General features: G+C 72.0%; 35 protein-coding genes and 1 tRNA gene. 19 read left to right on the top strand and 17 right to left on the bottom strand.

The features are described 5' to 3' along the window. Nucleotides 1–10: 10 nt before the first annotated feature. The 3 genes from AC1MBW_RS06525 to AC1MBW_RS06515 all read right to left on the bottom strand — a co-directional run bounded on the left by AC1MBW_RS06525 (nucleotide 11) and on the right by AC1MBW_RS06515 (nucleotide 1,491). A complete protein-coding gene (locus tag AC1MBW_RS06525; protein ID WP_480025878.1) occupies nucleotides 11–271 on the bottom strand; it encodes a Txe/YoeB family addiction module toxin in 261 nt (86 codons plus the stop codon). Beyond that, complete coding sequence (locus AC1MBW_RS06520; RefSeq protein ID WP_054145051.1) at nucleotides 268–519, bottom strand: type II toxin-antitoxin system Phd/YefM family antitoxin; 252 nt, start codon at nucleotides 517–519, stop codon at nucleotides 268–270. The genes AC1MBW_RS06525 and AC1MBW_RS06520 overlap by 4 nt, the downstream gene beginning before the upstream one ends. 66 nt (nucleotides 520–585) lie before the next feature. Continuing rightward, complete coding sequence (locus tag AC1MBW_RS06515) at nucleotides 586–1,491, bottom strand: LysR family transcriptional regulator (RefSeq protein WP_480025877.1); 906 nt, start codon at nucleotides 1,489–1,491, stop codon at nucleotides 586–588. 71 nt (nucleotides 1,492–1,562) lie between these two features. Between AC1MBW_RS06515 and AC1MBW_RS06510 the strand changes: the two genes are divergently transcribed. Next, the gene (locus AC1MBW_RS06510) at nucleotides 1,563–2,534 is read left to right on the top strand and encodes an EamA family transporter (protein WP_480025876.1); all 972 of its coding nucleotides are present in this window, start codon (nucleotides 1,563–1,565) and stop codon (nucleotides 2,532–2,534) included. On the opposite strand, the gene AC1MBW_RS06505 is transcribed toward AC1MBW_RS06510, so the two are convergent. After that, nucleotides 2,524–3,000 carry a GNAT family N-acetyltransferase gene (locus AC1MBW_RS06505; RefSeq protein ID WP_480025875.1) on the bottom strand — a complete coding sequence of 159 codons (477 nt, stop codon included), beginning with the start codon at nucleotides 2,998–3,000 and terminating at the stop codon, nucleotides 2,524–2,526. The genes AC1MBW_RS06510 and AC1MBW_RS06505 overlap by 11 nt on opposite strands. Before the next feature lie 213 nt (nucleotides 3,001–3,213). Between AC1MBW_RS06505 and AC1MBW_RS06500 the strand changes: the two genes are divergently transcribed. Beyond that, nucleotides 3,214–3,891, top strand: coding sequence for a ScbR family autoregulator-binding transcription factor (locus AC1MBW_RS06500; protein WP_054145055.1), 678 nt, complete (start codon nucleotides 3,214–3,216; stop codon nucleotides 3,889–3,891). Between the two features lie 44 nt (nucleotides 3,892–3,935). On the opposite strand, the gene AC1MBW_RS06495 is transcribed toward AC1MBW_RS06500, so the two are convergent. From AC1MBW_RS06495 to AC1MBW_RS06480, 4 genes are all read right to left on the bottom strand, one after another. Next, nucleotides 3,936–4,823 carry a hypothetical protein gene (locus AC1MBW_RS06495; protein WP_480025874.1) on the bottom strand — a complete coding sequence of 296 codons (888 nt, stop codon included), beginning with the start codon at nucleotides 4,821–4,823 and terminating at the stop codon, nucleotides 3,936–3,938. Between the two features lie 89 nt (nucleotides 4,824–4,912). Next, nucleotides 4,913–5,650 carry a response regulator gene (locus tag AC1MBW_RS06490; RefSeq protein WP_480025873.1) on the bottom strand — a complete coding sequence of 246 codons (738 nt, stop codon included), beginning with the start codon at nucleotides 5,648–5,650 and terminating at the stop codon, nucleotides 4,913–4,915. Beyond that, nucleotides 5,647–6,906, bottom strand: a complete 1,260-nt coding sequence (locus AC1MBW_RS06485; RefSeq protein ID WP_480025872.1) for a sensor histidine kinase — start codon at nucleotides 6,904–6,906, stop codon at nucleotides 5,647–5,649. Before AC1MBW_RS06485 ends, AC1MBW_RS06490 begins: the two co-directional genes overlap by 4 nt. A gap of 169 nt (nucleotides 6,907–7,075) precedes the next feature. Beyond that, nucleotides 7,076–7,696, bottom strand: coding sequence for a superoxide dismutase (locus AC1MBW_RS06480; protein ID WP_480025871.1), 621 nt, complete (start codon nucleotides 7,694–7,696; stop codon nucleotides 7,076–7,078). 175 nt (nucleotides 7,697–7,871) lie between these two features. Here AC1MBW_RS06480 and AC1MBW_RS06475 point away from each other — a divergent pair, with 175 nt between their 5' ends. Next, nucleotides 7,872–8,450, top strand: coding sequence for a molybdopterin-dependent oxidoreductase (locus AC1MBW_RS06475; RefSeq protein ID WP_480025870.1), 579 nt, complete (start codon nucleotides 7,872–7,874; stop codon nucleotides 8,448–8,450). Beyond that, entirely contained in the window at nucleotides 8,447–9,409 is a 963-nt protein-coding gene (locus AC1MBW_RS06470; protein ID WP_480025869.1) for a ferredoxin reductase domain-containing protein, read from the top strand. Before AC1MBW_RS06475 ends, AC1MBW_RS06470 begins: the two co-directional genes overlap by 4 nt. A 244-nt stretch (nucleotides 9,410–9,653) precedes the next feature. Here AC1MBW_RS06470 and AC1MBW_RS06465 read toward each other — a convergent pair whose 3' ends face one another. Next, nucleotides 9,654–10,331 carry an SDR family NAD(P)-dependent oxidoreductase gene (locus AC1MBW_RS06465; protein WP_192118255.1) on the bottom strand — a complete coding sequence of 226 codons (678 nt, stop codon included), beginning with the start codon at nucleotides 10,329–10,331 and terminating at the stop codon, nucleotides 9,654–9,656. A gap of 192 nt (nucleotides 10,332–10,523) precedes the next feature. Between AC1MBW_RS06465 and AC1MBW_RS06460 the strand changes: the two genes are divergently transcribed. After that, entirely contained in the window at nucleotides 10,524–10,985 is a 462-nt protein-coding gene (locus AC1MBW_RS06460; RefSeq protein ID WP_480025868.1) for a DUF3817 domain-containing protein, read from the top strand. A gap of 81 nt (nucleotides 10,986–11,066) precedes the next feature. Further along, the gene (locus tag AC1MBW_RS06455) at nucleotides 11,067–11,912 is read left to right on the top strand and encodes a tryptophan-rich sensory protein (RefSeq protein WP_480025867.1); all 846 of its coding nucleotides are present in this window, start codon (nucleotides 11,067–11,069) and stop codon (nucleotides 11,910–11,912) included. Between the two features lie 162 nt (nucleotides 11,913–12,074). Here AC1MBW_RS06455 and AC1MBW_RS06450 read toward each other — a convergent pair whose 3' ends face one another. After that, entirely contained in the window at nucleotides 12,075–13,112 is a 1,038-nt protein-coding gene (locus tag AC1MBW_RS06450) for an aldo/keto reductase (protein WP_480025866.1), read from the bottom strand. A 181-nt stretch (nucleotides 13,113–13,293) separates the two neighbouring features. Between AC1MBW_RS06450 and AC1MBW_RS06445 the strand changes: the two genes are divergently transcribed. Further along, nucleotides 13,294–14,343, top strand: coding sequence for a helix-turn-helix transcriptional regulator (locus AC1MBW_RS06445; protein WP_480025865.1), 1,050 nt, complete (start codon nucleotides 13,294–13,296; stop codon nucleotides 14,341–14,343). A 325-nt stretch (nucleotides 14,344–14,668) separates the two neighbouring features. On the opposite strand, the gene dcd is transcribed toward AC1MBW_RS06445, so the two are convergent. Further along, complete coding sequence (gene dcd, locus AC1MBW_RS06440) at nucleotides 14,669–15,256, bottom strand: dCTP deaminase (protein ID WP_043593858.1); 588 nt, start codon at nucleotides 15,254–15,256, stop codon at nucleotides 14,669–14,671. A gap of 49 nt (nucleotides 15,257–15,305) precedes the next feature. On the opposite strand from dcd, the gene AC1MBW_RS06435 reads away from it, so the two are divergent. Beyond that, entirely contained in the window at nucleotides 15,306–16,286 is a 981-nt protein-coding gene (locus AC1MBW_RS06435; protein WP_043593860.1) for an NAD(P)H-quinone oxidoreductase, read from the top strand. Nucleotides 16,287–16,362: 76 nt separating this feature from the next. On the opposite strand, the gene AC1MBW_RS06430 is transcribed toward AC1MBW_RS06435, so the two are convergent. Genes AC1MBW_RS06430 through AC1MBW_RS06410 form a run of 5 tightly spaced genes read right to left on the bottom strand, consistent with a single transcriptional unit; the run spans nucleotide 16,363 to nucleotide 18,674 of the window. After that, a complete protein-coding gene (locus tag AC1MBW_RS06430) occupies nucleotides 16,363–16,968 on the bottom strand; it encodes a hypothetical protein (RefSeq protein ID WP_054145068.1) in 606 nt (201 codons plus the stop codon). After that, nucleotides 16,965–17,555 carry a hypothetical protein gene (locus AC1MBW_RS06425; protein WP_480025864.1) on the bottom strand — a complete coding sequence of 197 codons (591 nt, stop codon included), beginning with the start codon at nucleotides 17,553–17,555 and terminating at the stop codon, nucleotides 16,965–16,967. The genes AC1MBW_RS06430 and AC1MBW_RS06425 overlap by 4 nt, the downstream gene beginning before the upstream one ends. Further along, nucleotides 17,552–17,959, bottom strand: coding sequence for a hypothetical protein (locus AC1MBW_RS06420; protein ID WP_480025863.1), 408 nt, complete (start codon nucleotides 17,957–17,959; stop codon nucleotides 17,552–17,554). The genes AC1MBW_RS06425 and AC1MBW_RS06420 overlap by 4 nt, the downstream gene beginning before the upstream one ends. Next, entirely contained in the window at nucleotides 17,956–18,147 is a 192-nt protein-coding gene (locus AC1MBW_RS06415) for a DUF2273 domain-containing protein (RefSeq protein ID WP_480025862.1), read from the bottom strand. The genes AC1MBW_RS06420 and AC1MBW_RS06415 overlap by 4 nt, the downstream gene beginning before the upstream one ends. Further along, a complete protein-coding gene (locus AC1MBW_RS06410; protein ID WP_480025861.1) occupies nucleotides 18,144–18,674 on the bottom strand; it encodes an Asp23/Gls24 family envelope stress response protein in 531 nt (176 codons plus the stop codon). Before AC1MBW_RS06410 ends, AC1MBW_RS06415 begins: the two co-directional genes overlap by 4 nt. 242 nt (nucleotides 18,675–18,916) lie before the next feature. Here AC1MBW_RS06410 and AC1MBW_RS06405 point away from each other — a divergent pair, with 242 nt between their 5' ends. The 10 genes from AC1MBW_RS06405 to AC1MBW_RS06360 all read left to right on the top strand — a co-directional run bounded on the left by AC1MBW_RS06405 (nucleotide 18,917) and on the right by AC1MBW_RS06360 (nucleotide 23,984). Beyond that, nucleotides 18,917–19,471, top strand: a complete 555-nt coding sequence (locus AC1MBW_RS06405; protein WP_480025860.1) for an RNA polymerase sigma factor — start codon at nucleotides 18,917–18,919, stop codon at nucleotides 19,469–19,471. Beyond that, nucleotides 19,468–20,181, top strand: coding sequence for an Asp23/Gls24 family envelope stress response protein (locus AC1MBW_RS06400; RefSeq protein WP_480025859.1), 714 nt, complete (start codon nucleotides 19,468–19,470; stop codon nucleotides 20,179–20,181). The genes AC1MBW_RS06405 and AC1MBW_RS06400 overlap by 4 nt, the downstream gene beginning before the upstream one ends. Continuing rightward, entirely contained in the window at nucleotides 20,178–20,690 is a 513-nt protein-coding gene (locus AC1MBW_RS06395) for a hypothetical protein (protein WP_480025858.1), read from the top strand. Before AC1MBW_RS06400 ends, AC1MBW_RS06395 begins: the two co-directional genes overlap by 4 nt. 201 nt (nucleotides 20,691–20,891) lie before the next feature. Then, nucleotides 20,892–20,962 (top strand) — tRNA-Gly (locus AC1MBW_RS06390). Between the two features lie 40 nt (nucleotides 20,963–21,002). After that, nucleotides 21,003–21,377 (top strand): PH domain-containing protein, encoded by a 375-nt coding sequence (locus AC1MBW_RS06385; protein WP_054145075.1) that lies wholly within the window; start codon nucleotides 21,003–21,005, stop codon nucleotides 21,375–21,377. Nucleotides 21,378–21,589: 212 nt separating this feature from the next. Beyond that, nucleotides 21,590–21,925 (top strand): hypothetical protein, encoded by a 336-nt coding sequence (locus AC1MBW_RS06380; RefSeq protein WP_480025857.1) that lies wholly within the window; start codon nucleotides 21,590–21,592, stop codon nucleotides 21,923–21,925. A 1-nt stretch (nucleotide 21,926) separates the two neighbouring features. Continuing rightward, nucleotides 21,927–22,520 (top strand): hypothetical protein, encoded by a 594-nt coding sequence (locus tag AC1MBW_RS06375; RefSeq protein ID WP_480025856.1) that lies wholly within the window; start codon nucleotides 21,927–21,929, stop codon nucleotides 22,518–22,520. Then, on the top strand, nucleotides 22,517–22,678 hold the full coding sequence (locus tag AC1MBW_RS06370) for a hypothetical protein (RefSeq protein WP_480025855.1): 162 nt from the start codon (nucleotides 22,517–22,519) through the stop codon (nucleotides 22,676–22,678). The genes AC1MBW_RS06375 and AC1MBW_RS06370 overlap by 4 nt, the downstream gene beginning before the upstream one ends. Nucleotides 22,679–22,804: 126 nt before the next feature. Further along, complete coding sequence (locus AC1MBW_RS06365) at nucleotides 22,805–23,260, top strand: Hsp20/alpha crystallin family protein (RefSeq protein WP_071255858.1); 456 nt, start codon at nucleotides 22,805–22,807, stop codon at nucleotides 23,258–23,260. 268 nt (nucleotides 23,261–23,528) lie between these two features. Continuing rightward, nucleotides 23,529–23,984, top strand: a complete 456-nt coding sequence (locus AC1MBW_RS06360) for an SRPBCC family protein (RefSeq protein ID WP_056044418.1) — start codon at nucleotides 23,529–23,531, stop codon at nucleotides 23,982–23,984. 287 nt (nucleotides 23,985–24,271) lie between these two features. Here the strand turns inward: AC1MBW_RS06360 and glsA are convergent, their stop codons facing one another. Then, nucleotides 24,272–25,255, bottom strand: coding sequence for a glutaminase A (gene glsA / locus AC1MBW_RS06355; protein ID WP_480025854.1), 984 nt, complete (start codon nucleotides 25,253–25,255; stop codon nucleotides 24,272–24,274). 189 nt (nucleotides 25,256–25,444) lie between these two features. On the opposite strand from glsA, the gene AC1MBW_RS06350 reads away from it, so the two are divergent. Next, nucleotides 25,445–25,729, top strand: a complete 285-nt coding sequence (locus AC1MBW_RS06350; RefSeq protein WP_480025853.1) for a hypothetical protein — start codon at nucleotides 25,445–25,447, stop codon at nucleotides 25,727–25,729. The last annotated feature ends 30 nt before the right edge of the window (nucleotides 25,730–25,759 follow it).

Raw genomic sequence — 25,759 nt, 5'->3', positions numbered from 1 at the left:
CGATGCGAGTTCAGTCCGAGTAGTGGTAGCGGCACTGCGCGATCAGGACGTCCGTCTCGGTCACCTTGTAGACGAGTCTGTGTTCGTCGGTGACGCGTCGAGACCAGAAGCCGTGGAATCCGTGCTTGAGGGCCTCGGGCTTGCCGATGCCTTCGTTCCCGTGGCGTTCGATGTCCTGGATCAACGTGTTGATGCGTTTCAGCACCTTCCGGTCCTGCGTCTGCCAGTACACGTAGTCGTCCCAGGCGTCGTCGTCGAAGACGATCCTCATCCGTGCAGTTCTCGCTCGCTCCCGCCGCCCTCGCTCAGACGCTCGATCGCGCCGAGCAGGCGCCGTGCGTTGGCCGGGCTGCGCAAGAGGTAGGCCGCTTCTTTCAGCGACTCGTAGTCGTCGAGGGCGACGAGCACGACGGGGTCGTGGCCGGCACGGGTGATGACGACCTCTTCGCGATCGTCGATGACCGCGTCGAGCGTCGCCGCGTAGTTCGCCCGCGACTCGGAATAGGTGAGTGTCTTCATCGTGCCTCCTGAGTACAGGAAATTGTACGTTCGGGAGGTTCGCACCACAAGGCGTGCGGCGAAGGATCACACCTGGATCGACGCGGCTTCGGCCCGGATCTCGTCGACCACGGTGCGGACGGCCGGTCGGGCCGCGCGGTCGGGTCGCATCAGCGCCTCGAGGTGCCGTCCGGCGCGCACGTTCTCGAGCGTCGCCAGGTGGAACCGGCCGGGAGCCCGCGAGGCCGACGTGTGGCGGGGCACGAGTGCCACCCCGTGGCCGGCGGCGACGAGGTTCTCGATCAGCGGCAGGTGCACCGTGCGGTGGACGACCTCGGGTGCCACGCCCGACTGCAGGGCCATCGACACCAGCACGCGGTCGATCGGGTAGCCCTCGGGCACGCCGATCCACGGCTCGCGGATGACGTCGTCGACGGCCACGCGTCCACGGTCGGACAGCCGGTGACCGAGGGGCAGAGCGACCTCGAGCGGTTCGCGCAGCAGGGACACGACGGTCGTCGTCCGCCGGCCAGGCGGCAGCACGCCGTCGGACCGGTGGGCGAGCACCACGTCGAAATCGGCCGTCAGGGGTGCGAATTCGTCCTCGGAGACGTCGCGGTCGGCCACGTCGAGCTCGATGCCCGGGTGCGACCGCATGCGGTGCAGCAGCCCGGGCAGCAGCAGCTCGGCCGCCGACGGGAACAACGACACCCGCACCACACCGCCCGTGCCTCCGCGGACGGCGTCGAACGCCGCCTCGGCCGCGGCGACCGCGGTCGCGACCCCGACCGACGCCCGGGCCAGCGCCCGGCCCTCCTCGGTCAGCGCGACGCCCCGGCCGGCGCGACGGACGAGCTCGACCCCGAGCTGGCGCTGCAGCGTCTTCAACTGCTGCGACACGGCACTGGGCGACCGGTGCGTCGCGGCCGCGACGGCGGTGACGCTGCCGCGGTCGGCGAGTTCTCGCAACAGGTCGAGGTGGGTGAGGTCCATGAAGGCAGCCTACAAAGACCTCGCAGCAATCTGTGCTGGTCCTGAACGGTCCAGCGCGCCACGATGGACAGGTGACCGTCCGCGACCGCCTCCTCGCCCTCGTCGTCGCCGTGTGCTGGGGAATCAACTTCCCCGTGACGGCGATCGCCCTCGAACACTTCCCGCCGTTCCTGCTCGTGGCGCTGCGCTTCACGTTGCTGGCGGTGCCGACCGTGTTGTTGGTGCCGCGTCCGGCGATCCCGTGGTCGCGCCTCCTGCTGGTGGGGGCGACGCTCGGCATGCTGCAGTTCGCGTTCCTCTACCTCGGCATCGCGGCCGGCATGCCCTCGGGTCTCGCCTCGCTCGTGCTGCAGGCCTCGGCCCCGTTCACCGTCGTGATCGCCGGCTTCTGGCTGCGGGAGCGCATCACCCGCCGGCAGGCGATCGGCATCGGCATCGCCGTCGTGGGGCTCGTCGTCATCGCCGGTCACCGGTCGCAGGTCGCGGCGCTGCTGCCCGTCGTACTGACGCTGTGCGGCGCGCTGGGCTGGGCGATCGGCAACGTGGCCGTCCGACGGGCCGCCCCGCCGAACCCGATGCACCTGACGCTGTGGATGTCGATCGTCGCGCCGGTGCCGATGCTCGCCCTGTCGTTCGTCGTCGAGGGCCCCGCGCGCATCGGTGAGAGCCTCGGCACGGTCTTCACACTCGAGGCGCTGCCGTCGGTGCTCTGCCTGCTCTACCTCGTGCTGATCGCCTCGGTCGTCGGCTACGGCATCTGGACGCGCCTGCTCTCGGTCTACCCCTCGGCGACCGTCGCGCCGTTCTCGATGCTGGTGCCCGTGGTCGGCGTGCTGGCCTCGTGGCTGGCGTTCGGCGAGGTGCCCGACCTGGTCGAGCTCGTCGCCGGTGTCGCGGTGGTCGGCGGTGTGCTCTACGCCAGCCGCGTGCCGAGGGCCCGCGCCCGGGACGGCGACCCCGAGGAGGCGCGGGTCGCCTCGCCCGAGCCGGTGCCCGTCCCCGAGACCGGCACCGCGCCTCCCGGGTCGCCCCTCAGGCGGTGACGGGCTTCTTCATCTGCACGGCGGTCGTCTCGTAGCCGAGCGACTCGTAGAGGTGCCGGGCGACCTCGTTGTAGCCGAACACGTTCAGACCGAGGGTCTCGGCGCCGTGACGGGCGGCGGCCTGCTCGGCGAGGAGCATCGTCGCCCGGCCGAGTCCGGCGCCGCGGTGGGCCTCGTCGATCTCGACGTCGAAGACCCACCAGTCCGACGAGCCGGACACGCGGGGTGCGATCCAGAGGATGCCGACGGGCTCACCCGGTCGGGCGTCGTCGATGACGTCGTAGACGAGGTGCCCCTCGGCCGGTGCCCCGTCGGGGAAGGCCTCGCCGAACGAGCGTCGGGCAGCCTCGGCCGCCTGCTCGGGGGTCTCGCCGGCGAGCACGCGGGACTTCTCGTACTCGGCGGTCGAGCGCCGCATCCAGGGCACGAGGCGGGAGGTGGGCATGGGCACGAGGCTGAGCGTCATGCCCGCACGCTAGCGCGCCGTGACCAGGCGCGGCACGCGACGTCACGGGCGGCAGGCGGACCGGTCGGTCGTACCCCGAAACGCTTCGCCACGCGTACCCCGGCAGCTGTCGGAGGGCGCAGGTCGCCCCGGTAACGTGTGCAGCGGTCGACGGGGGACGGCCGTGCGGTGCCTCGCAGGGCGCCGTGTCGACCCGCAGGAGAGACCCACCCGATGCCCCAGCAGAAACGCGCCCAGGCGACCCGCGCCGCCATCATCCGAGGGGCCGCCGTCGTCTTCGACGAGCACGGCTACAGCGACGCCTCGCTCGACCTCGTCGCCGAGACCGCCACGGTGACCAAGGGTGCGCTCTACTTCCACTTCCGCTCCAAGGCCGACCTCGCGAACGCGGTCATCGCCGAGCAGCACGCCCTCTCGCGGGCTTACGCCGACCGGGTGTCCGAGACGGCGGGCAGTGGTGCCGAGGCGCTGATGCTCTCGTGCGCGTCGCTCGCGACGCAGCTGACCACCGAGGTGCTCGTGACGGCGGGCATCCGCCTGACCACCCAGTCGCCGAGCCGCGATCTCCGGGTCGAGCACCCGTACCTCGACTGGCAGGCCCAGATCTCGGGGCTCGTCGAGCGGGCGGTCGCCGACGGGGACTTCCGTGACGACACCGACGTCGAGAGCGTCGCCCGGTTCGTCGTCGGGTCGTACGCCGGCGTGCACATCGTGTCGCAGGCCCTGACCGGCCGAGCCGACCTCTTCGACCGGCTGCGCGACATGTGGGCGTTCGTGCTGCCCACCGTCGTGGCCCCCGGGCGCGAAGGCCTGACCAGCTCGTTGCCCCCGCTGATCAGGCCGTCGGTCGTGCCCCCGTCCCCCGACGTGTCCTCTGTGCATCCAGATTAGATACTGACCGACCTGTTTTCCAGTCCCCTCAAGGAGGGGGCCGGTCAGGACGACGGCCGCGGTGGGGTGAGCTCCGTCAGCACCTGCCGGATCGTGGCGTTGTCGGCCGCGAGGGCCGCGGTGTCGATCTGGGCCAGGAGCTGACCGTCGTCATGGGGCACGGTGAGTTGCCGCTGCCACTCGGCCTCGTAGAGGGCGTCGCGGTAGCCGGAGGACTCGCGGCAGCGGGCGTCGGCCGTCGCGATCTCGATCTCGTCGGCGGTCGGCGACGTGCTCGAGTCGAGCGTCTCGAACCGGTCGGCCATCTCGCGGGTCGGCATGCCCGACGGGTCGGAGGCCACGTCGCCGACCCGGGCGTCCTGCATGCACCCGCGCCAGTCGTCCCAGGTCGCGGTCACCGTGGGGTCGTCGCGAGCCCCGTCGAACGCCGCGTTGTTGAGGCGCACGAGCGACTCGGTCCGGTTGTAGTAGTCGTCCATGGGCGGCACGGTCTCGCGGGCGCGCTGCACGCAGGTGTCGAACCGGTCGGATCTGCCGGTGGTCCAGGGCTGCGCCGAGAACTCCGACCAGGCCGCGGCCCCCGCGTCGATCACCGAGGCGGCGTGGTAGCCCCGGGTCTCGGCCGTCTCCAGGTCGAAGGCCTGCAGGCGGAGCGAACCGTTCGTCGACAGCTCGCCCGCCCGGTCGCCTGCCGCCACGTCCCGCCAGGGCACCACGTAGTCGTCGTAGCCCGCCCCCACCATGCACTGCTGGGCCACGAGGAGCACGGCGTAGGCCGACGAGGTCTCGCCGACGGGCACGTACCGGTCGAGCGGCATCGTCCACGCGTCGACGTCCTTCTCGGGCAGGTCGGGCAGGGCGTAGGCGGCGTTGGCGGGGATGCCGTAGGCGACGACGCCGGCGACCACCGCGACCACGGCGGCGAGCGTCACCCGTTTCGCGCGTCGCTGTCGAGGCGAGACGCTGCCGGGTGGAAGGCTGCCAGGCGCAACTTTGCCGGGCGGAACGCTCTTCTCGTCGGTCATCGCGTGCCCCCCTCGTCGTCGCGGGCCGGTCCCACCAGGTCGTTCTCGTAGGCGAAGACCACGATCTGCACCCGGTTGCGCATGCCGAGCTTCTGCAGCACCGCCCGGACGTGGCTCTTGACCGTCGCCTCGCTCAGCCACGCGCTCTCGGCGATCTCGGCGTTGCTCAGGCCCCGCGCCACGAGCAGGAAGATCTCGCGCTCGCGGGGTGAGAGCACCTCGAGCGGTTCGCTCCGCCGCTTCGGCGACGGGGTCGGCACGGCGAACGCGTGCACGACGTCGAGTGCGGCGGCCGTGGTCGGCACGGGCTCGCCGGCCGCCGCCGCGCGGATCGTCGTCAACACCTCGTCCGGCGTCGCGTCCTTCGTCAGGAACGCGTAGGCCCCGGCCTTCAACGCGCTGAACACGGCCTCGTCGCGCTGGATGGTGGTGAGGGCGACGACGCGCGGGGTCGAGTCGGGGTCGGTGCCGGCCGCCGCGACGATGCGGGTGGTGGCTTCGAGGCCGTTCATCACGGGCATGCGGAGGTCCATCAGCACGACGTCGGGCCGCTCACGCTCGACCAGGGCCACGCCGGCGGCCCCGTCGACGGCCGTGCCCACGCAGACGAGGTCGGGCTGCGCCTCGATCAGCATCTGCAGCCCCGAGGCGAACAGCGGCTGGTCGTCGACGACGACCACCCTCACGAGGGCAGGAGGCGCGGTGCGCGTCGTCGCGGTCGTCACATCGGTCATGCGGGTTGCTCCGTCCAGGACTGCAGGAGTCCGATCGGTTCGGGCGTGGGCAGGAACGCGGTGACGACGAAGACGCCGTCGTCGCCGAGCTCGGCCGTCAGCCAGCCACCGGCGAGCCGGGCACGTTCGGTCATGCTGGCGATGCCGGTGCCCCGGCCGGTGCCGCGGCGGGCGGCGACCAGCGGGTCGTCACCCGACGACGTCACGAGCAGCGCGAGCCCGGGGCCGCGCCAGTCGAGCGCGACGTCGACCGTGCTCGACGAGCCCGAGTGCTTGAGTGCGTTGGTCAGGCTCTCCTGCACGATGCGGAAGACCGCGAGCTCTTGCGAGGGCAACAGCTCGGCGGCGTCGCCGAGGTGCCGCAGGGTGACGGTCATGCCGACGTCGCGCATCGTCGTCGCCAGCCGGTCGAGGTCGGCGAGGGTCTCGCGGGGCGTCGCGTCGTCGGCGTCCTGCTGGATGCGCTCGACCAGGTGTCGCACGTCGACCAGCGAGGTGCGTCCGACGTCGGCGATCGTGCGCAGCGCCTGTTCGACGACCTCCGGACGGGTCGCCGAGAGGGCGAGGGCGCCCTGCGCCTGCGACACGACCACCGCGAGCGAGTGGGCGAGGGCGTCGTGCACGTCCCGCGAGATGCGGGCACGATCGTGGGCGAGGCGCAGCTCGAAGTCCGTCTCGTGGAAGCGCGTCTCGGTGCGTTCGAGGACCTGCCCGATGCGGCGCACGCGCAGCACGCTCGACAGGAAGATGCCGACCGCCCAGGCCGCGGCCGCGGCACCGAAGAGCGAGGCCGCCAGGGTGATCACGTCGGTCTTCGTGCCCTGGCCGCCGCCCACCCACGACGACCAGACGTACGGCCGCGCGAGGGTGGGGACGGCCATCGCGATCGCGGCGAGCCCCGAGGCGAGGCCGGCGGCGGCCAACGCGACCAACCGCACGGCGACCGACCGGGCGAAGGCCGCGAAGAAGGCCACGAACGCGATGGCGAGGTACGTGGGCCACGTGGTGTCCGTCGGGGGCTGCACCCAGCCGGCGAGCTGCAGGGCCGGGATGGCCACCGTCAGGCCGATCGAGGTCCACGGCATCCAGACCGCGAGGCCGACGGCGATGCCGAAGAGGCCGAACAGGACGACGTTCTCGACCAGGTTCCCGCGGCCGGCCTCGGCGATCGTCCACAGCAGCACGAAGACCGCGGCGGCGACGGGGGCCGCGAGACGCGGCACCCAGGTGCGCAGGTCGTCGGGGATGGTGTCCATGTCGACGACCGTAAGGCGTCGCCGACCGGCCGCGCGCGCCTCCTGCGGGGTTTTCATCCTTGAGGACGAACGCGTCGGCGGTGGGGACGAGTCGTCGCGGGCCGAGGGGACACGGCGACGGCGCGCCCCCGGGAGGGGACGCGCCGTCGGCGTGGTGCGGGTGGAGCGACTAGAGCGTGATCAGACCGTCGGTCTTGGTCGTCGCGGCGGCGAGGCGGGCCTCGACGTTGCTCCAGTCGACGATGTTCCAGAAGGCCTTGACGTAGTCGGCGCGCACGTTCTGGTAGTCGAGGTAGTAGGCGTGCTCCCAGACGTCGAGCATCAGCAGGGGGACGAGGCCGAACGGCACGTTGCCCTGCTGGTCGAAGAGCTGGAAGACGCTGAGGCGCTGGCCGAGCACGTCGTAGGCGAGCACCGACCAACCGGAGCCCTGCACGCCGAGCGCGGTGGCGGTGAAGTGGGCCTTGAACTTCTCGAGGTCGCCGAAGTCGCGGCCGATGGCCTCGAGCAGGTCGCCGGTGGGCTCGCTGGTCTCGGGGGTCAGGTTGGTCCAGAAGATCGAGTGGTTGACGTGGCCGCCGAGGTTGAAGGCGAGGTCTTTCTCGAGCTTGTTGACGTTCGCCAGGTCACCCGTCGAGCGGGCCTCGGCGAGGGCGGCGTTGGCCGTGTTCGCGCCGGTGACGTAGGTGTTGTGGTGCTTGGAGTGGTGCAGCTCCATGATCTTCGCGCTGATGTGCGGCGCCAGAGCGGAGTAGTCGTAGGGCAGATCGGGCAGGGTGTACTCAGCCATGTGGGGTCCTTTCGAATTGACCTGCATCCACCGTACGACCTCCACCCATGCCGGGGTCGACGTTCTCCCAGCGCGGACGCAGCCTCGGGGCCCCGCGACGTCGGGGGTCGTGCGTAGGCTGACGGGCGCACGACCCACCCGCGAACGACCCCGCTCCACCCCGAGGAGGCGCACCATGGCAGGATTCACCGGCTTCGGCAGGCGGCGCGCGGCCGACCCGCGACTGCCCCCGGGGCAGTACCTCGAGAGCGGGTTCCCCGTGCTCTCGGCCGGCCCCACGCCGAACATCAAGCGGTGGGAGCTCCAGGTCGCGACCGAGACCGGCCAGCGCTCGCTGAGCTGGGCCGACTTCCAGGCGCTTCCGCACGAGGCGATCGAGAGCGACATCCACTGCGTCACGAGCTGGTCGAAGCTCGGCACGCACTGGCGGGGCGTCTCGCTCGACACGCTCTTCGACGGCCTCGAGACGACGCACGAGTTCGCGATGGCGACCAGCCACGGCGGATACACGACCAACCTGCCGCTCAGCGAGTTGCTGGGGGGCAAAGCCTGGGTGGTCGACACCTACGAGGGGCAGCCGTTGCACGCCGAGCACGGTGGGCCCGCGCGCCTCTTCGTGCCCGGGCTCTACTTCTGGAAGAGCGCGAAGTGGCTGCAGGGCATCCAGACCATGGCCACCGATCGTCGAGGCTTCTGGGAGAGCATGGGCTACCACCCGCACGGCGACCCGTGGAAGGAAGAACGGTACGCGTGAGCGAGCCCGTCGCCGGCGCCGGCGGGGTCACCGGGGTCGCCGGGCCCGACCCCGCGGGTGACCCGTACGCCTGGCTGCCCGCCACGATCGTGTCGTCGGTCGCGCAGACACCGCGCGCCCGGTCGCTGACCCTCGCGGTGCCCGGCCTCCGCCCCGCGCGAGCCGGTCAGCACGTCGACCTGCGCCTGACCGCCGACGACGGTTACACCGCCGTGCGCTCGTACTCGCTGAGCGACGTCCGGGCGTCCGACGTCTCAGGGGCCTCCGACGGTGCGCGAGGCGCAGGAGGCGCGGGTCCGGTCCCGCAGATCGAGGTCACCGTCGAGCGTCTCGACGACGGCGAGGTCTCGCCCTACCTGGTCGACGCGGCCGAAGCGGGCGACCCGATCGAGGTGCGCGGCCCGATCGGCGGCTGGTTCGTCTGGCCGCCGACCGAGTTCGAGCCCGACTCGGCCGTGCACGCGGTGCTGCCCGAGCCCGAGGGTGCGACCCCGCCGACGTCGGCCCCCGTGCAGTTGATCGGCGGGGGGTCGGGTGTCGCACCTCTGATGGCGATGGTGCGGGCACGAGGCCGGGACGCACCCCCGATGCGTCTGCTCGCCTCGGTGCGCGACCCGGGTTCGCGGTGGTTCGTGGCGGAGCTCGACGAGGCCGCACGCGCCTCCTCGGATCACGACGCGGGGGCGACGCCCGACGACGCGGCGGCGACGCCCGACGACGCGGCGGCGACGCCCTTCGCCGTGGACTGGGTCTACAGCCGCGCAGCTCCTGAGGGGCACGGCCGGCCGGCAGGCCGACTCACCCGCGACGAGCTCGAGCGTCTCGTGCTGCCCACCTCCGAGCACCCGCTGGTCTATGTCTGCGGGGCCAACTCGTTCGTGGCGGTCGTCGCCGGGTGGCTGGTCGAGCTCGGGCACGCGCCGACCCGCGTCCGCACCGAGCGCTTCGGCGGAGTCTGAGCCCGCCCGCAGCGGACCGGGCCCGCAGCTGCGGGCCGCAGCTGACCCGGCCCGCAGGTGACCCGGGCCTGCGCTGATCCGAGCCCGCGCCGATCCGAGCCCGCGCTGTGCTGATCCGGTACGTACCGGATCAGCGAAGAACCCCGTTCCGAACGATGAACCCAGAAGAAAACGGGTGCTTCGCTCGAAACGGGGTTCATGGCCGCCCGGCGGAGGTGCCGGCCCTCCGCCCGCACGCCCGGCGTCAGGCGGGCGTGCCCTTCTCGGGCGCGGTGGTGCGGAACTCGCCGCGCGTGACGTGCTGCTGCCAGAGCAGCTCGGCCAGCGCCTCCGGGCTCTTGTCGCTGCTCTCGGGCTCGATGCCGCCGGGGATGATCAGCTGGCCGACGTGGATGCCCTCGCCTGCGAGCTCGTCGTGGAGCAGCTGCGCGTAGGCGGTGAGCCCCGCGAAGGCGATGGAGGTGCCGGTGACCTTCGCCCCGGGCGTGACGGCCGAACCGCCGTTGACGAAGAGGATGGTGCCGCCGCCGTCGGGCAGGAACCGCATGCCGGGCAGCACCTGGTGCACCGCCGCGACCGGCCCGTAGATCGAGAACTCGACCGGGCCGACCAGGTCGGCGGGCATGGTCTCGAGCACCGGGCGCATGAAGTCCTTCTGCGGCAGCGGGCTGTACTGCATCACCTGGATCGGACCGAGTTGCTCGGTCGCCTGCTCGAGCGCGGCCGCGATGCTCGCCGGGTCGCGCACGTCGGCGGTGAAGCCCTGCGCGGTGACGCCGTCGGCCTCGAGCTCGGCCGCGAGGGCGTCGAGCCGGCCCTGGTGCCGTGAGATCAGTGCGACGCTGAAGCCCTCCGCGCCGAATCGTCGGGCCACGGCAGCGCCGAGCCCCTTGCCTGCTCCGATGATCGCGAGTGTCGTCATGCACCCCATCCAACCGAGGAGGCGCGGGTCGGCACCCAGCCAGAGGGGTACGCAGGCCGCGTGGTCGCCGGGCCCGGGCCCGGGCCTGAGCCCGGGCAGGGCACGGCGGGGCGGCACCACGGCGGGGGCGGCACCCAGGCGGGGGCTGCGAGCATGGGTGGGTCCCCGTCGGCCCCTCACCAGGAGCAGCTCGTGTCGCCTCGCACCCTCTTCCGTTCGTTCGCCGTCGCCGAGGTGGTGACCTGGTCGCTGCTGATCGCGGGCATGGTCCTCAAGTACGCGGTGGGTGTCGGCGACTGGCCGGTCAGCGTGGCCGGGCCGATCCACGGCTTCGTGTTCCTCGCGTACCTCGTGGCGGGGGTCGTCGTCGCGGTGAACCAGCGCTGGTCGGGCGGCGTGACCCTGGCCGCCCTGGCCAGCGCCGTGGTGCCGTTCGCCTCCCTGCCCGTCGAGCGCTGGATCGACCGCCGCGGCCTCCTCACCGGCTCCTGGCGCCGCACGGCGACCGACGACCCGCGCGACCGACGTCCGCTCGACCGCCTGTTGCGCTGGATGCTCGGGCACCTCGTCCTCGCCCTCGTGCTGCTGGTCGTGGCGGTGGTCGTCGTCTTCGTGGTGCTGCTGATCGCGGGGCCGCCCGTGCAGGTGGGCTGACCGCCCGGCCGCACCGCGCCTCCCTGACAATCCTCTTAGCAACTAAGAGATCGTCCCTCGGGCGCGACTAGCGTCCCCCTCATGACCACCGACACGAGCACCCGAGCCCCTGCCGACCCCGCGACGTCGCGCGACGTCGTCCGCCAGATCGTCGTGGTCGTCACCGCGGTCCTGGCGATCGTGCTCGCCGCCTACGGTTCGGGCGCCTTCGGCGGCGTCTCGGTGTCCGACGCCGCGGGCGGTGCCCTCAGCGCGACCGCCACCACCGTCGCCCCCGCGGCGACGGCCTTCAGCATCTGGAGCGTCATCTACCTCGGCCTCGTCGCGTACTCCATCCACCAGGCCCTCCCCGGTCAGCGCGCCGTCACCCGGCACCGGCGCCTGGGCTACTGGGTCGCCGCCTCGCTGCTGCTCAACGCGGCGTGGCTGTTCGCCGCCGTGCAGCTCGGCAGCGTGTGGCTGGGTGCCGTCGTCATCGTCGCGCTGCTGCTCGTGCTCGCGCGCATCTTCGTGATCCTGTTCCACACCGCGTCGAGCGGGTGGGTCGACGCGGTCGTCACGGACGGCACGCTCGGCCTCTACCTCGGCTGGGTCAGCGTCGCGACCGTCGCCAACATCGCCGCCGGCCTGGTCGACGCGGGCTTCGACGGCTTCGGTCTCGCGGCCGGGTTCTGGTCGTCGGTGGTGCTCGGTGTGGCCGCACTCGTCGGCGTCGTGCTGGCCTTCGCCGGCCGCGGCCGCATCGCTCCGGCCCTGTCGCTGTCGTGGGGACTCGCCTGGATCGCCGTCGGCCGCCTGACCGGCGAACCCGAGAACGTCGTCGCCGGGGTGGCGGCGATCGTCGCCGCCGCCGTCGTGCTGGTCGTCACGATCGCCGTGCGGGCAGCACGAGGCCGGGTCGGCGCCACCGCCTCGCTGCACCGCTGAGCCCCCTGCCCGCTGAACCGCACCGCACCGCACCGCGAGATGGTCACGGCGCCAGGGGAAAACCTGGCGCGGTGACCATCTCCTGGCGTCGCGTGGGGAGTGCAGGAGGCGCGGTGCCCTCAGGAGGCGCGGTGCCCTCAGGAGGCGCGGTGCGCCTCCTGGTCAGCGGCCGCCGGTGATCTTCCGGTCGCGCTGGGCGACCCCTGCCGTGCCGTAGGGGTAGTCGTCGACCCGAGGTGCGCTCGCCGCGGTGAGGCGGGCGACCTCGTCGTCGGTGAGGACCGCGGCCAGCGCCGACGAACCGAGGTTGTCGTCGAGCTGCTCGACCGTGCGCGCACCGAGGATGACCGACGTGACCGCGGGCTGACGCAGCAACCAGGCCAGCGCGACCTGCGAGGCCGAGGCGTCGTGCGCCGAGGCGATCGAGGTGACCGCGTCGAGGACGGTCCAGGTGCGCTCGTCCGCGTTGCGCGCCTCCCAGGCCTCCATGCCCCGCTTCGGGTCCTCGCCGAGGCGGGTGGCACCGGTGGGTGCCTGGTCGCGGACGTACTTGCCGCTCAACCAGCCGCCGGCCAGCGGCGACCAGGGCAGCAGTCCGATGCCGGCGTCGAGCGAGGCCGGCACGACCTCGTGCTCGATGTCGCGGACGAGCAGGTTGTACTGCGGTTGCAGCGTGACGGGCGGGGCGAACCCGAGGGCCTCGGCGCGTCCGACGGCCTTCGTCACCTGCCAGCCGAGGTAGTTCGAGAAGCCGTAGTAGCCGATCTTGCCGGCGCTGATGGCGTCGTCGAGGAACCGCAGGGTCTCGTCGATCGGGGTGAGGTGGTCCCAGGCGTGCATCTGGTAGAGGTCGACGTGCTCGACGCCGAGCCGGGTGAGCGACGCGTCGAGGGCCTTCGCGAGGTGCCGACGCGAGAGACCGACGTCGTTGGGCCCGTCGCCCATGGGGAAGCGGCCTTTGGTCGCGAGCACCACCTGGTCGGCGTCGGTGGGGTGGCTCGCCAGCCAGCGGCCGACGATGGTCTCGCTGGTGCCGGCGCTGTAGACGTCGGCCGTGTCGACGAGCGTGCCGCCGCCCGCCACGAAGGCGTCGAGGATGTCGTGCGAGGTCGGTTCGTCGGCTTCGGCGCCGAAGGTCATGGTGCCGAGTGTCAGCTCCGACACCGAGGCACCGCTGTTTCCGAGGGTTCTGTAGTCCATGTCCTCGACGCTACGCCCGGCCGCACCACACCGACGGGGCCTTGACAAGCCCCCCCCGTTCGCGGGATGCCTCGCGGCCACCTCGTGGATAATCTCGGGATGGTCGTCCGACGCCGACGTCGGGCCCGACCGGACCGGGACCAACCACCCCGGGTCACCGTCCCACCCGAGGGGAACGACCGTGTCATCAGTCTCACCCGAGGCGGCGGCAACCACCGCCGGATCAGCCTCGACCCACCCGCCCGACTCGTCGTCGTTGCCACTCGCGGCGCACGTCGACCCCCGGGTCCGTAGCGTCACCACCACCGACCGGGACGTCGCGCACGCCCTGATCCGCAAGAACTACAAGATCACCCGCCTCGAGGGCAGCGGCCCCGAGCCGTTCGTCTACAGCCGGGCCGTGTCGGGCGAGACACGGTTCGCGCTGTGCCGCTTCGAGTACCGACGCGGCCGACTGGTGACCGAGAGCGAGCCCGCGGGGTTCCTCGTCGCCGGCGGGGTGATGGCGGGCCGTTTGTCGCTGCGGACGCGGGACCACGAGATCCGGGTCGATCCCGGTGCTCCGTTCGCGTTCCCGTCGCACGAGGCGAAGACCATGGACTCGGTCGACCTCGTGCTCGGTCAGGTGCTGCTCGATCGCGTCGCCGTCGAACGTGAGCTGGGCGCCATGCGGCTGGCCGCCCCGGGGGGACTCCGCTCGACGGCCACCGAGGCGGTGTCGGCCTCGATGGCCCGCTACTGGTCCGAACTCGTGACCCACGTCCACGAGAACGTCATCCGCAACGACGCGGCCATGGCGAGCTCCCTCGTGCGGGGTTCGGCGTTCCGGTCGCTCGTCGCGGCCTTCCTCGAGACGTTCGAGACGAACGTCGTCGGTGCGGGCGGCGACGACGGCCACACGCCCTTGCCGTCGACCGTGCGGCGGGCACGGGAGTTCATCGAGCAGCACGCCCACGACGACATCGGCGTCGTCGAGATCGCCGAGGCGGCACGGGTGACGCCGCGGGCCCTGCAGCTGGCCTTCCGTCGCCACCTCGACTCGACGCCCATGGCCGAGCTGCGCCGGGCACGGCTGCGCGGGGCGCACGGCGACCTCGTCATGGCCGATCCGACCCTCGGGCACACGGTCGCGGGCGTGGCGCTCAGCTGGGGTTTCGCCCACGCGGGCCGCTTCGCGGCCCAGTACACGGCCGAGTTCGGACGGTCACCCCGGGACACCCTCGAGGGTTGACGGATGAGATTTTCACCTGCACTTCGCAAGCTGAGCATCCGTTTCGTTTTCCGGACAGGGCCGGGTTTGCCTGGCGCGCGCAGGGTCGCAGAATGACAAAGCCTCGCGGTGACAGGTTCAGGACCGCGAGTCACAGCGCACGAGATCGACGTCGGGTTTCTCTCGTGTCGCCGGGGTGCGGAGGGAGTCGGGTTCCTTCCGCACCCCCTTCTCGTCCCTGGGAGGCGTCGAGCGTCGAGGACGCGATCCGCGCCTCCTGAACTTCCCACGACCGCGGCACGAGCCCGCGGCTGCACGAGCCCGCGGGGGCACGAGCCCGCGGCGGTCAGTCGCGCGCGGAGACGTCCGTGTGCACGAAGCCCCGGAACGACCGGCTGGCGGTCGGGCCGCGCTGGCCCTGGTAGCGCGAGCCGTACTCGGACGACCCGTAGGGGTGCTCGGCCGGCGAGCTGAGCTTGAAGAAGCAGAGCTGGCCGATCTTCATGCCGGGCCAGAGCTTGATCGGCAGGGTCGCGACGTTCGACAGCTCGAGCGTCACGTGGCCGCCGAAGCCGGGATCGATGAAGCCGGCGGTCGAGTGCGTCAGCAGGCCGAGGCGCCCGAGCGAGCTCTTGCCCTCGAGGCGGGCCGCGACGTCGTCGGGCAGGGTGACGAACTCGTAGGTGCTGCCCAGCACGAACTCGCCCGGGTGCAGGATGAACGGCTCGTCGGCCTTCGCCTCGACCAGGCGGGTCAACTCGGGCTGCTCGTCGGCCGGGTCGATGAACGGGTACTTGTGGTTGTCGAAGAGGCGGAAGAACCGGTCGAGCCGCACGTCGATGCTCGACGGCTGGATCAGCGTCGGGTCGTAGGGGTCGAGGCCGATTCGCCCGGCGTCGAGTTCGAGCTTGATGTCGCGGTCGGAGAGCAGCACGCGACAAGCCTAGTCAGCGCGTGCCGGGCCGCGGGGGGAGGATGGACGCATGCGTGCCATCACCGTCCCCGTGCCCGGAGGGCCCTCCGCCCTCGTCGTCTCCGAGGTGGCCGAGCCGGTGCCCGGCCCCCGCGAGGTCGTCATCGACGTCGCCGCCGCGGGCGTCAACCGCGCCGACGTCAACCAGCGTGAGGGGCACTACCCGTCGCCCGCCGGGGCGCCGTCCTGGCCCGGGCTCGAGGTCAGCGGCACCGTCGTCGCGACCGGCGAGCACGTCACGGCGGCGGCCGTCGGCGACTACGTCGTGGCCCTGCTGCCGGGCGGTGGCTACGCCGACCGCGTGCAGGTCGACGAGGGACTCGTGCTGCCCCTGCCCCGGGGCGTCGACCTCGTCGAGGCGGCCGGCCTGCCCGAGGCCGTCGCCACCGTCTGGTCGAACGTGTTCATGAGCGCCGGGCTGAAGCCGGGTGAGACCCTGCTCGTGCACGGGGGCGCCAGCGGCGTCGGCTCGATCGCGATCCAGATGGCCGTGGCGCTCGGTTCGACCGTCTACGCCACCGCCGGGTCCGCCGACAAGACGTCGTTCTGCGAACAGCTCGGCGCCACCCGCGGCATCGACTACAAGACCGAGGACTTCGTCGCGGTCGTCGACGAGCTCACCGAGGGCCGCGGCGTCGACGTCGTGCTCGACCTGGTCGGCGGTGACTACATCGCCCGCGACGTCGAGGCGCTCGCCGTGAACGGCCGCGTCATGGTGATCGCGGTGCAGGGCGGCGCGTCGGCCACGATCGACCTGTCGCGCCTGATGGCGAAGCGCGGACGGGTCTGGGCGACCACGCTGCGTGCCCGCCCGCTCGACGAACGCCGCGCCATCATGGCCGAGGTGCGCGAGCACGTCTGGCCGCTGGTCGAGGCCGGTTCGGTGCGACCGGTGCTCGACAGCGTCTACCCGCTCGAGTTCGTCGCCACGGCACACAAGCGCATGGAGTCCGGCGGGCACAGCGGCAAGATCCTGCTCGCCGTCCGCTGAGGCCGAGCCGGATCGAGGAGGCGCGGGTCGCGGAGCTGAGGAGGCGCGGGTCGCCGCCCCGAGGAGGCGCGGGTCGTCAGGAGACGCGGCTGTCGGACCCCTTGCGCATCGCCGAGGCTCCGGTGATCTCGACGAGCACGGGCACGGTCTCGCCCAGCACGCGGTCGAGCCCGCGGGCGACGTCGGACGCCGCGGCGACCACGGGGGCCGGGGACGACCCCGCCGTCAGGCGCACGCGCACCTTGAGGGCCGGTCGGCCCGTGACCGTCCACGCCGAGACGCCGACCGCGGCCACGTCGCGTCGGCCGCGCAGTGCGTCGGTGATCGCGGTGTCGGCGAACGAGCTCGACACGGCGATCGAGCCGGCCGGGTCGTCGTGGACGACCACGCTGTCGGTGCGACCGTGCCCGTGGGCGGAGATCGCGACGACGAAGACGATCACCAGCAGCAGGCAGAGCAGGGCGAGGGCCAGCGGCAGCCAACTGCCGCCCGTCCCACCGGTCGGGTCGATCGGCGTCGTCGCCACCGCGTCGTCGACGGCCGACGACGCGGGCGACAGCAGGTCGCGCAGGGCGCCGCCGCCGGGCAGGGCGACGATCACGAGGAACACGCCGACGGCCAGGGTGACGAGCCCGACGACGAACAGGAAGAGGCGGTTCGCGAACCGGTTGCTGGAGGTCATGCGCCGAGCCGTCCCTGATCGGTGGTGCGGACCCGGGCCGACAGGGCCGGGCGGTAGGCGACGGACTCGAGCTCGGCACGGGCCGCGGCGTCGACCGCGGCGTCGTCGACGGCGAGGCCCGAGGACGGCGTGAGGTCGATCTGAGCCCGGCGTCTCGAGACCCAGGCCGAGACCTGCTGCTCGGACAGGCGACCCGACGTGCGGGCGGTCCGGGCGAGGGACGACGCGATGACGCGGTCGTCGACCACGACCGCCACGCGGGCGTCGTCGATGGTGTGGCGTCCGCGGCGGCCGGCCGTGACGGCGAGGGCGACGAGGACGAGCCCGACGAGCGCTGCGACGACACCGGCGCCGAGCACGAGGCCCGAGGTCCCGCCGCCGTCGACGGACGAGGTCAGCGTCGCGAGGACGTCGACCGGGGAGAAGAGCAGAGCCGGTCGCCCGAGCGCGGCGTAGACGGCCTCGACGCCGACGTACCCGACGACGAGTGTCAGCAGCACGAGCACGACGATGGTGCTGCCCGAGCGTGACGAGTGCAGCTCGCGCCGCAGGACGCGGCGGTACAGGCCGGGGTCGATCTCGCTCACGAGGTGTGCCCCGTCCGCTCGAGGCGGCTGCCGCTGACCGTCACGTCCACGCGGGACACGGTCCGCCCCGCGAGGTCGGAGACCCGGCGGGTCAGGGTGGACTGCAGGTCGCGCACGACGGCGACGACCCCGCCCTCGGGCATCGTCATGGCCTCGGAGAGCATGGGCACGCGCACCGGCGTCGAGACGCGCAGGGCGAGGTGCCCGGCATCGTCCGCCGCCTCGACGCGGACGTCGGCCCGACGGACGCGCAGGGTCTCGGCCACGACGGCCGTGGCCACCTTCTGCAGCACCTTGCCGGGGATGCTGACGTGCCCGGAGACGACGGGGCCCGAACCGCGGACGTCGTCGGAGGCGGCCGGCGTGCGCTCGACGGTGGAGGAGGCGCTGGCGGCGGCGGTCATGACGACGAGCGCCGTCCGCGCAGGGCGTCGAGCAGGCCCTTGACGTCGGTCTGGCCCGAGATCACGCGTCCGACGAGCGCCCCGACCGCGATGAAGACCGCGACGAGGACGAGACCCCAGAAGCCGAAGGCCAGGGCCGAGACGGCGAGCACGGCACCGACGGCCATGCCCGTGGTGGTGGCGGTCACGAGACGCGGCTCTCGCGGGTGGAGTCCGAGTCGGCGTCGTCGTCGCCGGGGATGTGGACGTCGTCGATCGCGACGTTCACCTCGGCGACCTCCATGCCCACGAGCTGCTCGATCGTCCGGGCCACGGCGGCGCGCACCTGCTCGGCGACCGTGTGCATGGGGGCCGGGTACTCGACGACGATCGTGACGTCGGCGGCGACCTGGGTCTCGCCCACCTCGACGCGCACGCCCTGACCGAGGTCGGTCGTGCCGATGACGTCGCGCAGGGCGCCGAACGCCCGGGCCGTGCCGCCACCGAGGGCGAAGACGCCGGGCACCTCGCGGGCGGCGATGCCGGCGACCTTGGCGACGACGCCGTCGGCGACGACCGTCGTGCCGGGCGTGACGGCAGACGAGGAGGCGCTGGTCGTCGGGGTCGTGCCGGGTGCCTTGTCGACGCGGCTGGGGGCGGTGCCGCCGGGGACGGTGCTGCCGGGGACGGTGCTGCCGGGGACGGTGCTCTTCGGGGTCTTGTCGGTGGGGGCCATCGGTGTCTCCTTCTGCTCGGACGATGCGTGACGGGTCGGCGTCACCCTTCGGTCTTACCCGACGAGCCACCCGACGAGTCCGGGAACGGGCATCCCGTTCGCGCTGATTCCGGTGTATCCAGGGATGAGACGCGTTCCGGGGTCCGAACGTCACGGAATCCGTCGTCATTCATCCACGGGTCGCGACCCGCGCCTCCTCGTCACGGGGAGCCCGGGCGGACGCAGCAGCAGAGGGGGCGGACATGGCGGCGGACCTGGCCGAGGCCTCCGACGCGGTGCTCGCGTCGCGCGCCGCCGAGGGCGACGAGCGGGCCTTCGAGGTGCTGCTCCGGCGGCATCTCGGGCTGATGACGGCGTACGCCACCCGGCTGACCGGCTCACGGGCCGACGCGACCGACGCCGTGCAAGAGGCGTCCATCACCATCTGGCGCGAGCTGCCCACCCTGCAGACGCCCGCCGCGGCCAAGGGCTGGATGATGCGCATCGTGTCGCGGAAGGCCTTCGACCTGATCCGGTCGCGACGCCTCACCGACGACGTCGACGACCTCGAGCTGGCCTCGGCGACGCCCACGACCGATCCGGAACGCCTGGCGTCGTCGAACGACGCCATGGAGGCGCTGCGTGCGGCGCTGGCTCGACTGCCTGCCTCCCAACGGCAGGTGTGGGCGCTCCGCGAGGTCGGCGGCGAGTCGTACACCGAGATCGCCGAACGGACCGGCAGCACCGTGACCGCGGTCCGGGGGCAGCTCGCCCGGGCCCGAGAGACCCTGACCCGCGAGATGGAGGCCTGGCGATGAGTGACCGTCCCCACGGCACCGACCACGCCCACGAAGACCCGACCCCGCCCGACGTTCCCGTCGACCTGGGCGAGGCCGTCGAGGGCGACCCGACGTCGGGCGAGCCCGTCGCGGCCGACCCGGTGCCCGGTGAGCCCGTCGAGGGGGCCGACGACGCCGTCTCGCCCGAACGCCTCGTCGACTACCTCGACGCCGGTCGGCAGCCCTACGACCCCGAGATCGAGGAGTCGCCCGAGGCCCGGGCCCAGCTCGCCGCCCTCGAGCGCCTCCGCGCGATGGGAGCCCGGCTGCTCGAGTCGGATGCCGCGGCGACGCCGGCACCGGACCCGAGCTGGATCTCGGGCGTCATGGACCGCGTGCGCCTCGAGTCGCGGGCCGGGCGGCAGATCCCGCTCGCCTCGATCGACGAGCGTTCCACCCTGCACATCACCGAGGGCGCCGTGCGGGCGCTCATCCGCGAGGCCGGTGACGGCGTCGACGGTGCCATGGTCATCTCGTGCACCATCCACGGCGACGTCAGCGTGCCCGGGGCACTCGTCCGGGTCGAGGTCGTCGTCAGCGGCCTGTTCGGCGAACCGCTGCCCGCGCTCGCCGAGGCGGTCCAGGCGGCGGTGTCGTCGAGTCTCTCCCGTCAGACCGAACTGACCCTCGAGAGCGTGGACGTCGTCGTCGACGACGTCCACCTGCAGAGCGAAGGAGGCGCGGCATGAGTGACGACGGCGGCCTGCGGGCCCGCATCAGCCCGGCCGACCTGTCCCTGCTCGCGGCCGAGCTCGGCGAGATCGCCGCGTCGGTCGACGGCGTCGTGCACGTCCGGGCCCGGCCCGGCTTCGGGAGCGTCGTGCGGTCGGCCCTGCAGGGGTTGAGCACCGTCGTCGGGGGCGGAGGGGTCGTGGGTTCCACCGTGCAGAGCGACGCCTCGGCCGCGGCCGAGGCGGGTGCGTCGGCCGCGTCCGACGTCTCGGACGCCGAGCGTGCCGACCCGGCCTCGGCCGAGGCCGCCGCGGCCGCCGCGCCCGGGCGGCCCGTGCCGCTCGTCGGCATCGCCGTGGCCGACCTCGAGACCCGCATCACCCTCGACATCGCGGTCGACGAGAGCGGCTCCGGACCGCTCGTGGCCCGTGCGGTCGCCCAGGCGCTGCTCGACCGGGTGAGCGGGGAGCCCGTTCCGCCGGCCTCGGTCGACCTGCGCATCGTCTCGGTCGCGACCGGGGCCTGAGCGCGCCTCCTGCTCTCGACTGCCGCCGTCGAACCACCGAAGCGCTGTCGAACCACCGGTTCGCGTGGTTCGACGGCACATGGATGGTGCGATCCGGCCGCCAGCCCGTGGCTGGAATCCGGTGAGACCCGACCAGACCCGACCCGACGGCACGGGAGGTGCGGGCCGCTATAGTGGTCTGACGCGCCTTCGAGGCGCCGCGCGAGTGTAGTTCAATGGTAGAACTTCAGCTTCCCAAGCTGATAGCGCGGGTTCGATTCCCGTCACTCGCTCCGACTGTGGCTGCGGCACCTGCTTCGGTAGGGTCGCCGCATGATTGACTTTTCCTCAAGCTCAGTTTTCAAACTGAGCCACATCGACCCCGCCGAGATCCAGCCGCAGATCGCGGGGCTGCTGCTCGAGGGCGAGGCCTTGCTCGTAGCCGCCAAGACGGTCCGAGATTTCGTCGTCTTCACGGACAAACGCATCATCGCGGTCAATGTCCAGGGCATCACCGGCAAGAAGCGGGACTTCAGCTCTCTTCCTTACTCCAAGGTGCAGGCCTTCTCTGTCGAGACGGCAGGAACGCTGGACCTCGACGCCGAACTCGAGTTGTGGTTCAGCGGTCTGGGCAAGGTCCGATTCGAATTCCGGGGGTCGTTCGACGTCACCTATCTCGGACGCCTCATCGCCAGCAAGATCCTCTGACGACGCGGACCCATTGCCACCGCTGTCGGTCAACCGGGGGGTGGGGTGCAGATCCTGCTTCCCACCAGCGTGCAGGAACTCTCGAACATCGGCCTTTCCGTCGAGGTCACAAGGAATGGGGCGTCCGTGAAGAGAAGGAACTCGCCTTCGAGGAGCGTCGGCGCAACGGTGACTCACCCCGTGCGGCGACGAGCCACCGAGGGGCCCAGGGCATGACGACGCTCGAGGCCACGCTCGCCACGATCGAGGCCGAGGGGCTCGACAGGTTCGCCTACGTGATCGGAGACGATCACGGGAGTTCGGCGGACGCCCTGGTCCTGACCCGACGAGACGGCGTCTGGACCTCGTTCTCGACCAACGAACGTGCCGGTGTCGAGGAGAGCAGCGTTCGCACGTACGAGGAACTCTCCGACGCTCTGGACGACTTCCTGCGTCTCATGAGGCTGAGGGCCGACGAGGACGTGCTCATGTCGCGCATCAGGGAGAAGAACAGGCTCGCCCACGGGACGTGGCGGGCGTCACGAGACGACCGACCGGAAAGGGCATGACATGGCGACGATCGAATCGGTGCACGCCGTCATGGCGGCAGAGGGACTCGACGACCTGGCTCACGTCATCGACGGTGACCACGCGAACAGCACGGACTGCCTCGTCGTCACCCGACGCGACGATGCCTGGGTGACCTTCTCCACCGACGAGCGCGCGGCGGTCGTCGACGGGAGCGTGCGGACCTACCCGAGCGAGTCCGAGGCCCTCGACGACTTCCTCGTCCTCCTCCGAACGAAAGGGCTCATCCGCGACCTGCAACGGGAGCGCGACCTCGAGCGCGTCGAACGCGCGCCGATGAGCCTCGAGTCGCTGCCTGCGCAGATGGAGGCGGAGGGCTTGGATCGCGTCCATGTCGCTCTCGGTGACGTGTACCTCAGGCGCCTGGACTGTCTCGCCGTGGCGCGACGCGACGGTGTGTGGAGCACCTTCTTCATCGACGAACGAGCGGCCGTGGAGGAAGCGAGCCTGCACACGTTCCCCGACGAGGACTCGGCCGTGGCCGACTTCCTCGACCGCCTGAGGTCGCAGCATCGCGAGCTCGAGATCCAGGACGAACTCCGAGACCGACGCCGACGAGCAGGAGAACCGTCATGACGATGGAGCGAGGCCTCGTCGAGGAGCAGAGCATCCGCACCCACGACGACGTCGAGCCAGCCGCAGTCGACTTCCTCCGGTTGCTGCGCAACCTGGCCCGCATCGAGGAGATCGACGCGCACATGGCGGCGCGCCGGCAGGTGCAGCGTCCTCAGTGATCTCTCGGCAGCGTTCAAGCTGGGTTTGAGGTACGAAACGCTGGTCAGAGGTACATTCGTCCCGTCAACGAGCCGGGGCCACGGGGTCCCGGGTCACACCGATCAACCGAAAGGGGACTCTTCATCATGGCCATGTCTTTCGATCCTTTCACCGAGCTCGACCGTCTCACCGGCGCCCTCACGGGCATGCGACAGGGGCCCAGGGTCATGCCGGTCGACCTCTACCGCGACGGCGACCGCTACGTGCTCAACGCCGACATGCCGGGCATCGACCCGGGGTCGGTCGACGTGGACGTGGACGGCCAGCTGCTGACCATCCGGGCCAACCGCACGCCCGACACCCGCGACGGCGTCAAGTGGCTCGCGCAAGAGCGACCGCACGGCTCGTACCTCCGCCAGTTCAGCGTGGGTGAGGGCATCGACTCGAGTCGCATCACGGCCCACTACGACAACGGCGTGCTGTCGCTCGTCATCCCGGTCAGCGAGAGGGCGAAGCCGCGCAAGATCGAGGTCGTCTCGGGCCAGGCGCACGAGACCGTCGACGCGATCGACGCGTCACCGGCTCGCGACACGGCGAGCTGATCCTCCCGGCGGTCACGCCGTCGACCCAGACCACCCCGTCACGATCCGTCGTGGCGGGGTGGTCCCGTTCCGGCGGCACCGGCGCTCGACCGCTGCGGGCGGGCACGCGAGTACTGTGCGGTGCCCGGGTCGGCGGTGTCACCCGTCACCTGACCGTTGCCTCCGCACGTGGGCGAAGCCGACCCGCGCCTCCTACCGTTCACCGCAGGGCACGACGCCGACTCGGCGCCGCCCATGAATTCTGAACACCGTCAGCAAGGAGTGCACCATGGCACAGGCCATCGAGACCATCGACGTCAACGTCCCCGTCAGCGTCGCCTACAACCAGTGGACCCAGTTCGAGTCGTTCCCGAAGTTCCTCGACGAGGTCGAGTCGATCACCCAGACCACCCCCACCCTCACGGTGTGGAAGGTCAAGGTCGGACCGGTCGAGAAGACCTTCGAGGCCGAGATCACCGAGCAGCACCCCGACGAGCGCGTCGCCTGGAACAGCACGGGCGGCGAGGTCGACCACGCCGGCGTCATCACGTTCCACAAGCTGAGCGACGACGTGACGCGCCTCACGGTGCAGATCGACTGGACCCCCGAGGGTTTCCTCGAGAAGGTCGGCAACACGCTCGGCGCGGACAACCACGCCATCAAGAAGGACCTCAAGAACTTCAAGGAGTTCATCGAGCGCGAGGGCAACGTCGACGGCGCCTGGCGCGGAGACGTCCAGGCCTGAGCCCAGGCTCGCCTCGCCCCTCCGGGGTGTGCAAATCGCGACAACTCGCCGGTCATCCGGGTACTACGCCACGATGTGGCGGCGTGTCGGACGGCAGTTGTCGCGATTTGCACGTCCGGGGGCGTGCGCGCGGTCGGGTTCGGCCCGGCAGGGCAGGAGGCGCAGGCCGGCAGGAGGCGCGCGCCGGCAGGGCAGGAGGCGCGGGCCGGCAGGAGGCGCGCGCCGGCAGGGCAGGAGGCGCGGGCCGGCAGGAGGCGCGGCTCGGCCGGGCAGGCCCGTCGCGCCGGTCAGCCGCCGAAGCCGAACGAGTGCAGGTCGTGTTCCTCGCTCAGCCGGCGGCTCACCTCGGCACCGCGGACGCTCGTCCCCTGCTCGTCGATCGGCGGGCTGAACACGGCCGCCCCGAGTCGGTTCGGCGCCGACAGGACGATCGCGCCCGAGACGCTCGACTTCGCCGGCACGCCGACGCCGCGCATCCAGCGGCCCGACCCGTCGTAGACGCCGCAGGTCGCCATGACCGACACCACGTCGCGGGCGACCCGCGCGTCGACCACCTGCTCGCCCGTCACCGGGTTGCGACCGCCGAACGCGAGCGTCGCGCCCATGACGGCCAAGGCCTCCGTGTCGACGAGCACCGAGCAGGACCGGGCGTAGAGCGCGACCGCGTCGTCCGCTGAGCTGTCGAGCGTACCCTCCGACCGCATCAGGTGCGCCAGCGCGTGGTTGCGGTCGCCGTGCAACTGCTCGGACTCGCTGACCTCGCGGTCGTAGTCGAGCTCGCGCCCCGCGAAGGCTCCGAGGCCCGCCAGGATGCGCGCCGTGCGCTGGTCGCAGGTGTCGCCGTCGACCAGGTCGGCCGTGAGCAGGGCTCCGGCGTTGACCATCGGGTTCGGCGGTCGCCCGGTGCCGCCCTCGAGCTTGATCGCGTCGAACGCCTCGCCGGTCGGCTCGATGCCGACCGCGTCGAGCGCCGCTCCGCCGGTGTCGGCGAGGGCGAGTGCGAAGAGGAACGGCTTGACCGCCGACTGGATCGAGAACGCGTGACCCGAGTCGCCGGCCGCGACCACCTCGCCGGTGGGCCGCACCACGGCGACCCCGAACAGCTCGGGGTCGGCCTCGGCGAGCTGGGGGATGCTGTCGTCCACCGCGCCTCCTCGGGTCGACAGGACGGAGGCGCGCAGGGCCTCGAGGGACGCGGCGTCGGACGACGGGGGGTCGGACGATGCGGTGGGCGACGACGCGGTGTGGGACGACGGGGTGGGGGACGGCATCGCTCCACCCTGACAGGCGGGGGCCCGTGCGTCCGGGCTCGTGCCGAGTCGCCCACGAACGGGACGGGGTACGCGCCGGGGGACGAGAAGCACGCGATGCCCCCGGCGTCAACCCCGCCCGTTGTCAGGTCGCGTGTCTACCGTGCACCTCGTCGGACCGCATCGGGGCGGGCCGCGAGAGAGGCGACGATGCTCATCGAGGGTGGCGGAGGCCGGTCGGGCACGGCCTGGCCGGGGCGTGGTCCCCTCGCGAGCGCGCTCGATCTGAGGCTCGACGTGGTCGGGCGCGGCCGGTGGCGGGTCGTCGACGTGCGCCGGTCGGAGCGGGGTGCCCTCGTGGTCCTCGGCGCGGTCGCCCAGACGGAGGCGGGCTACGAGCTCACCCTCGCCGCAGCCCCCGGGCGTCGCTGGTGGTGCACCGACCTCTCGAGTGCCCTCGACACCGTCGTGCGCGCTTCGTGGAGCCTCCGCTAGGCGTCTCGGGTCGAAGGGTCGACGGGTCGA

The organism is Frigoribacterium sp. AP1, assembly GCF_056680555.1.
The sequence above is the reverse complement of the archived record's forward strand: the minus strand, read 5'-3'. Positions and strand labels throughout refer to the sequence as shown.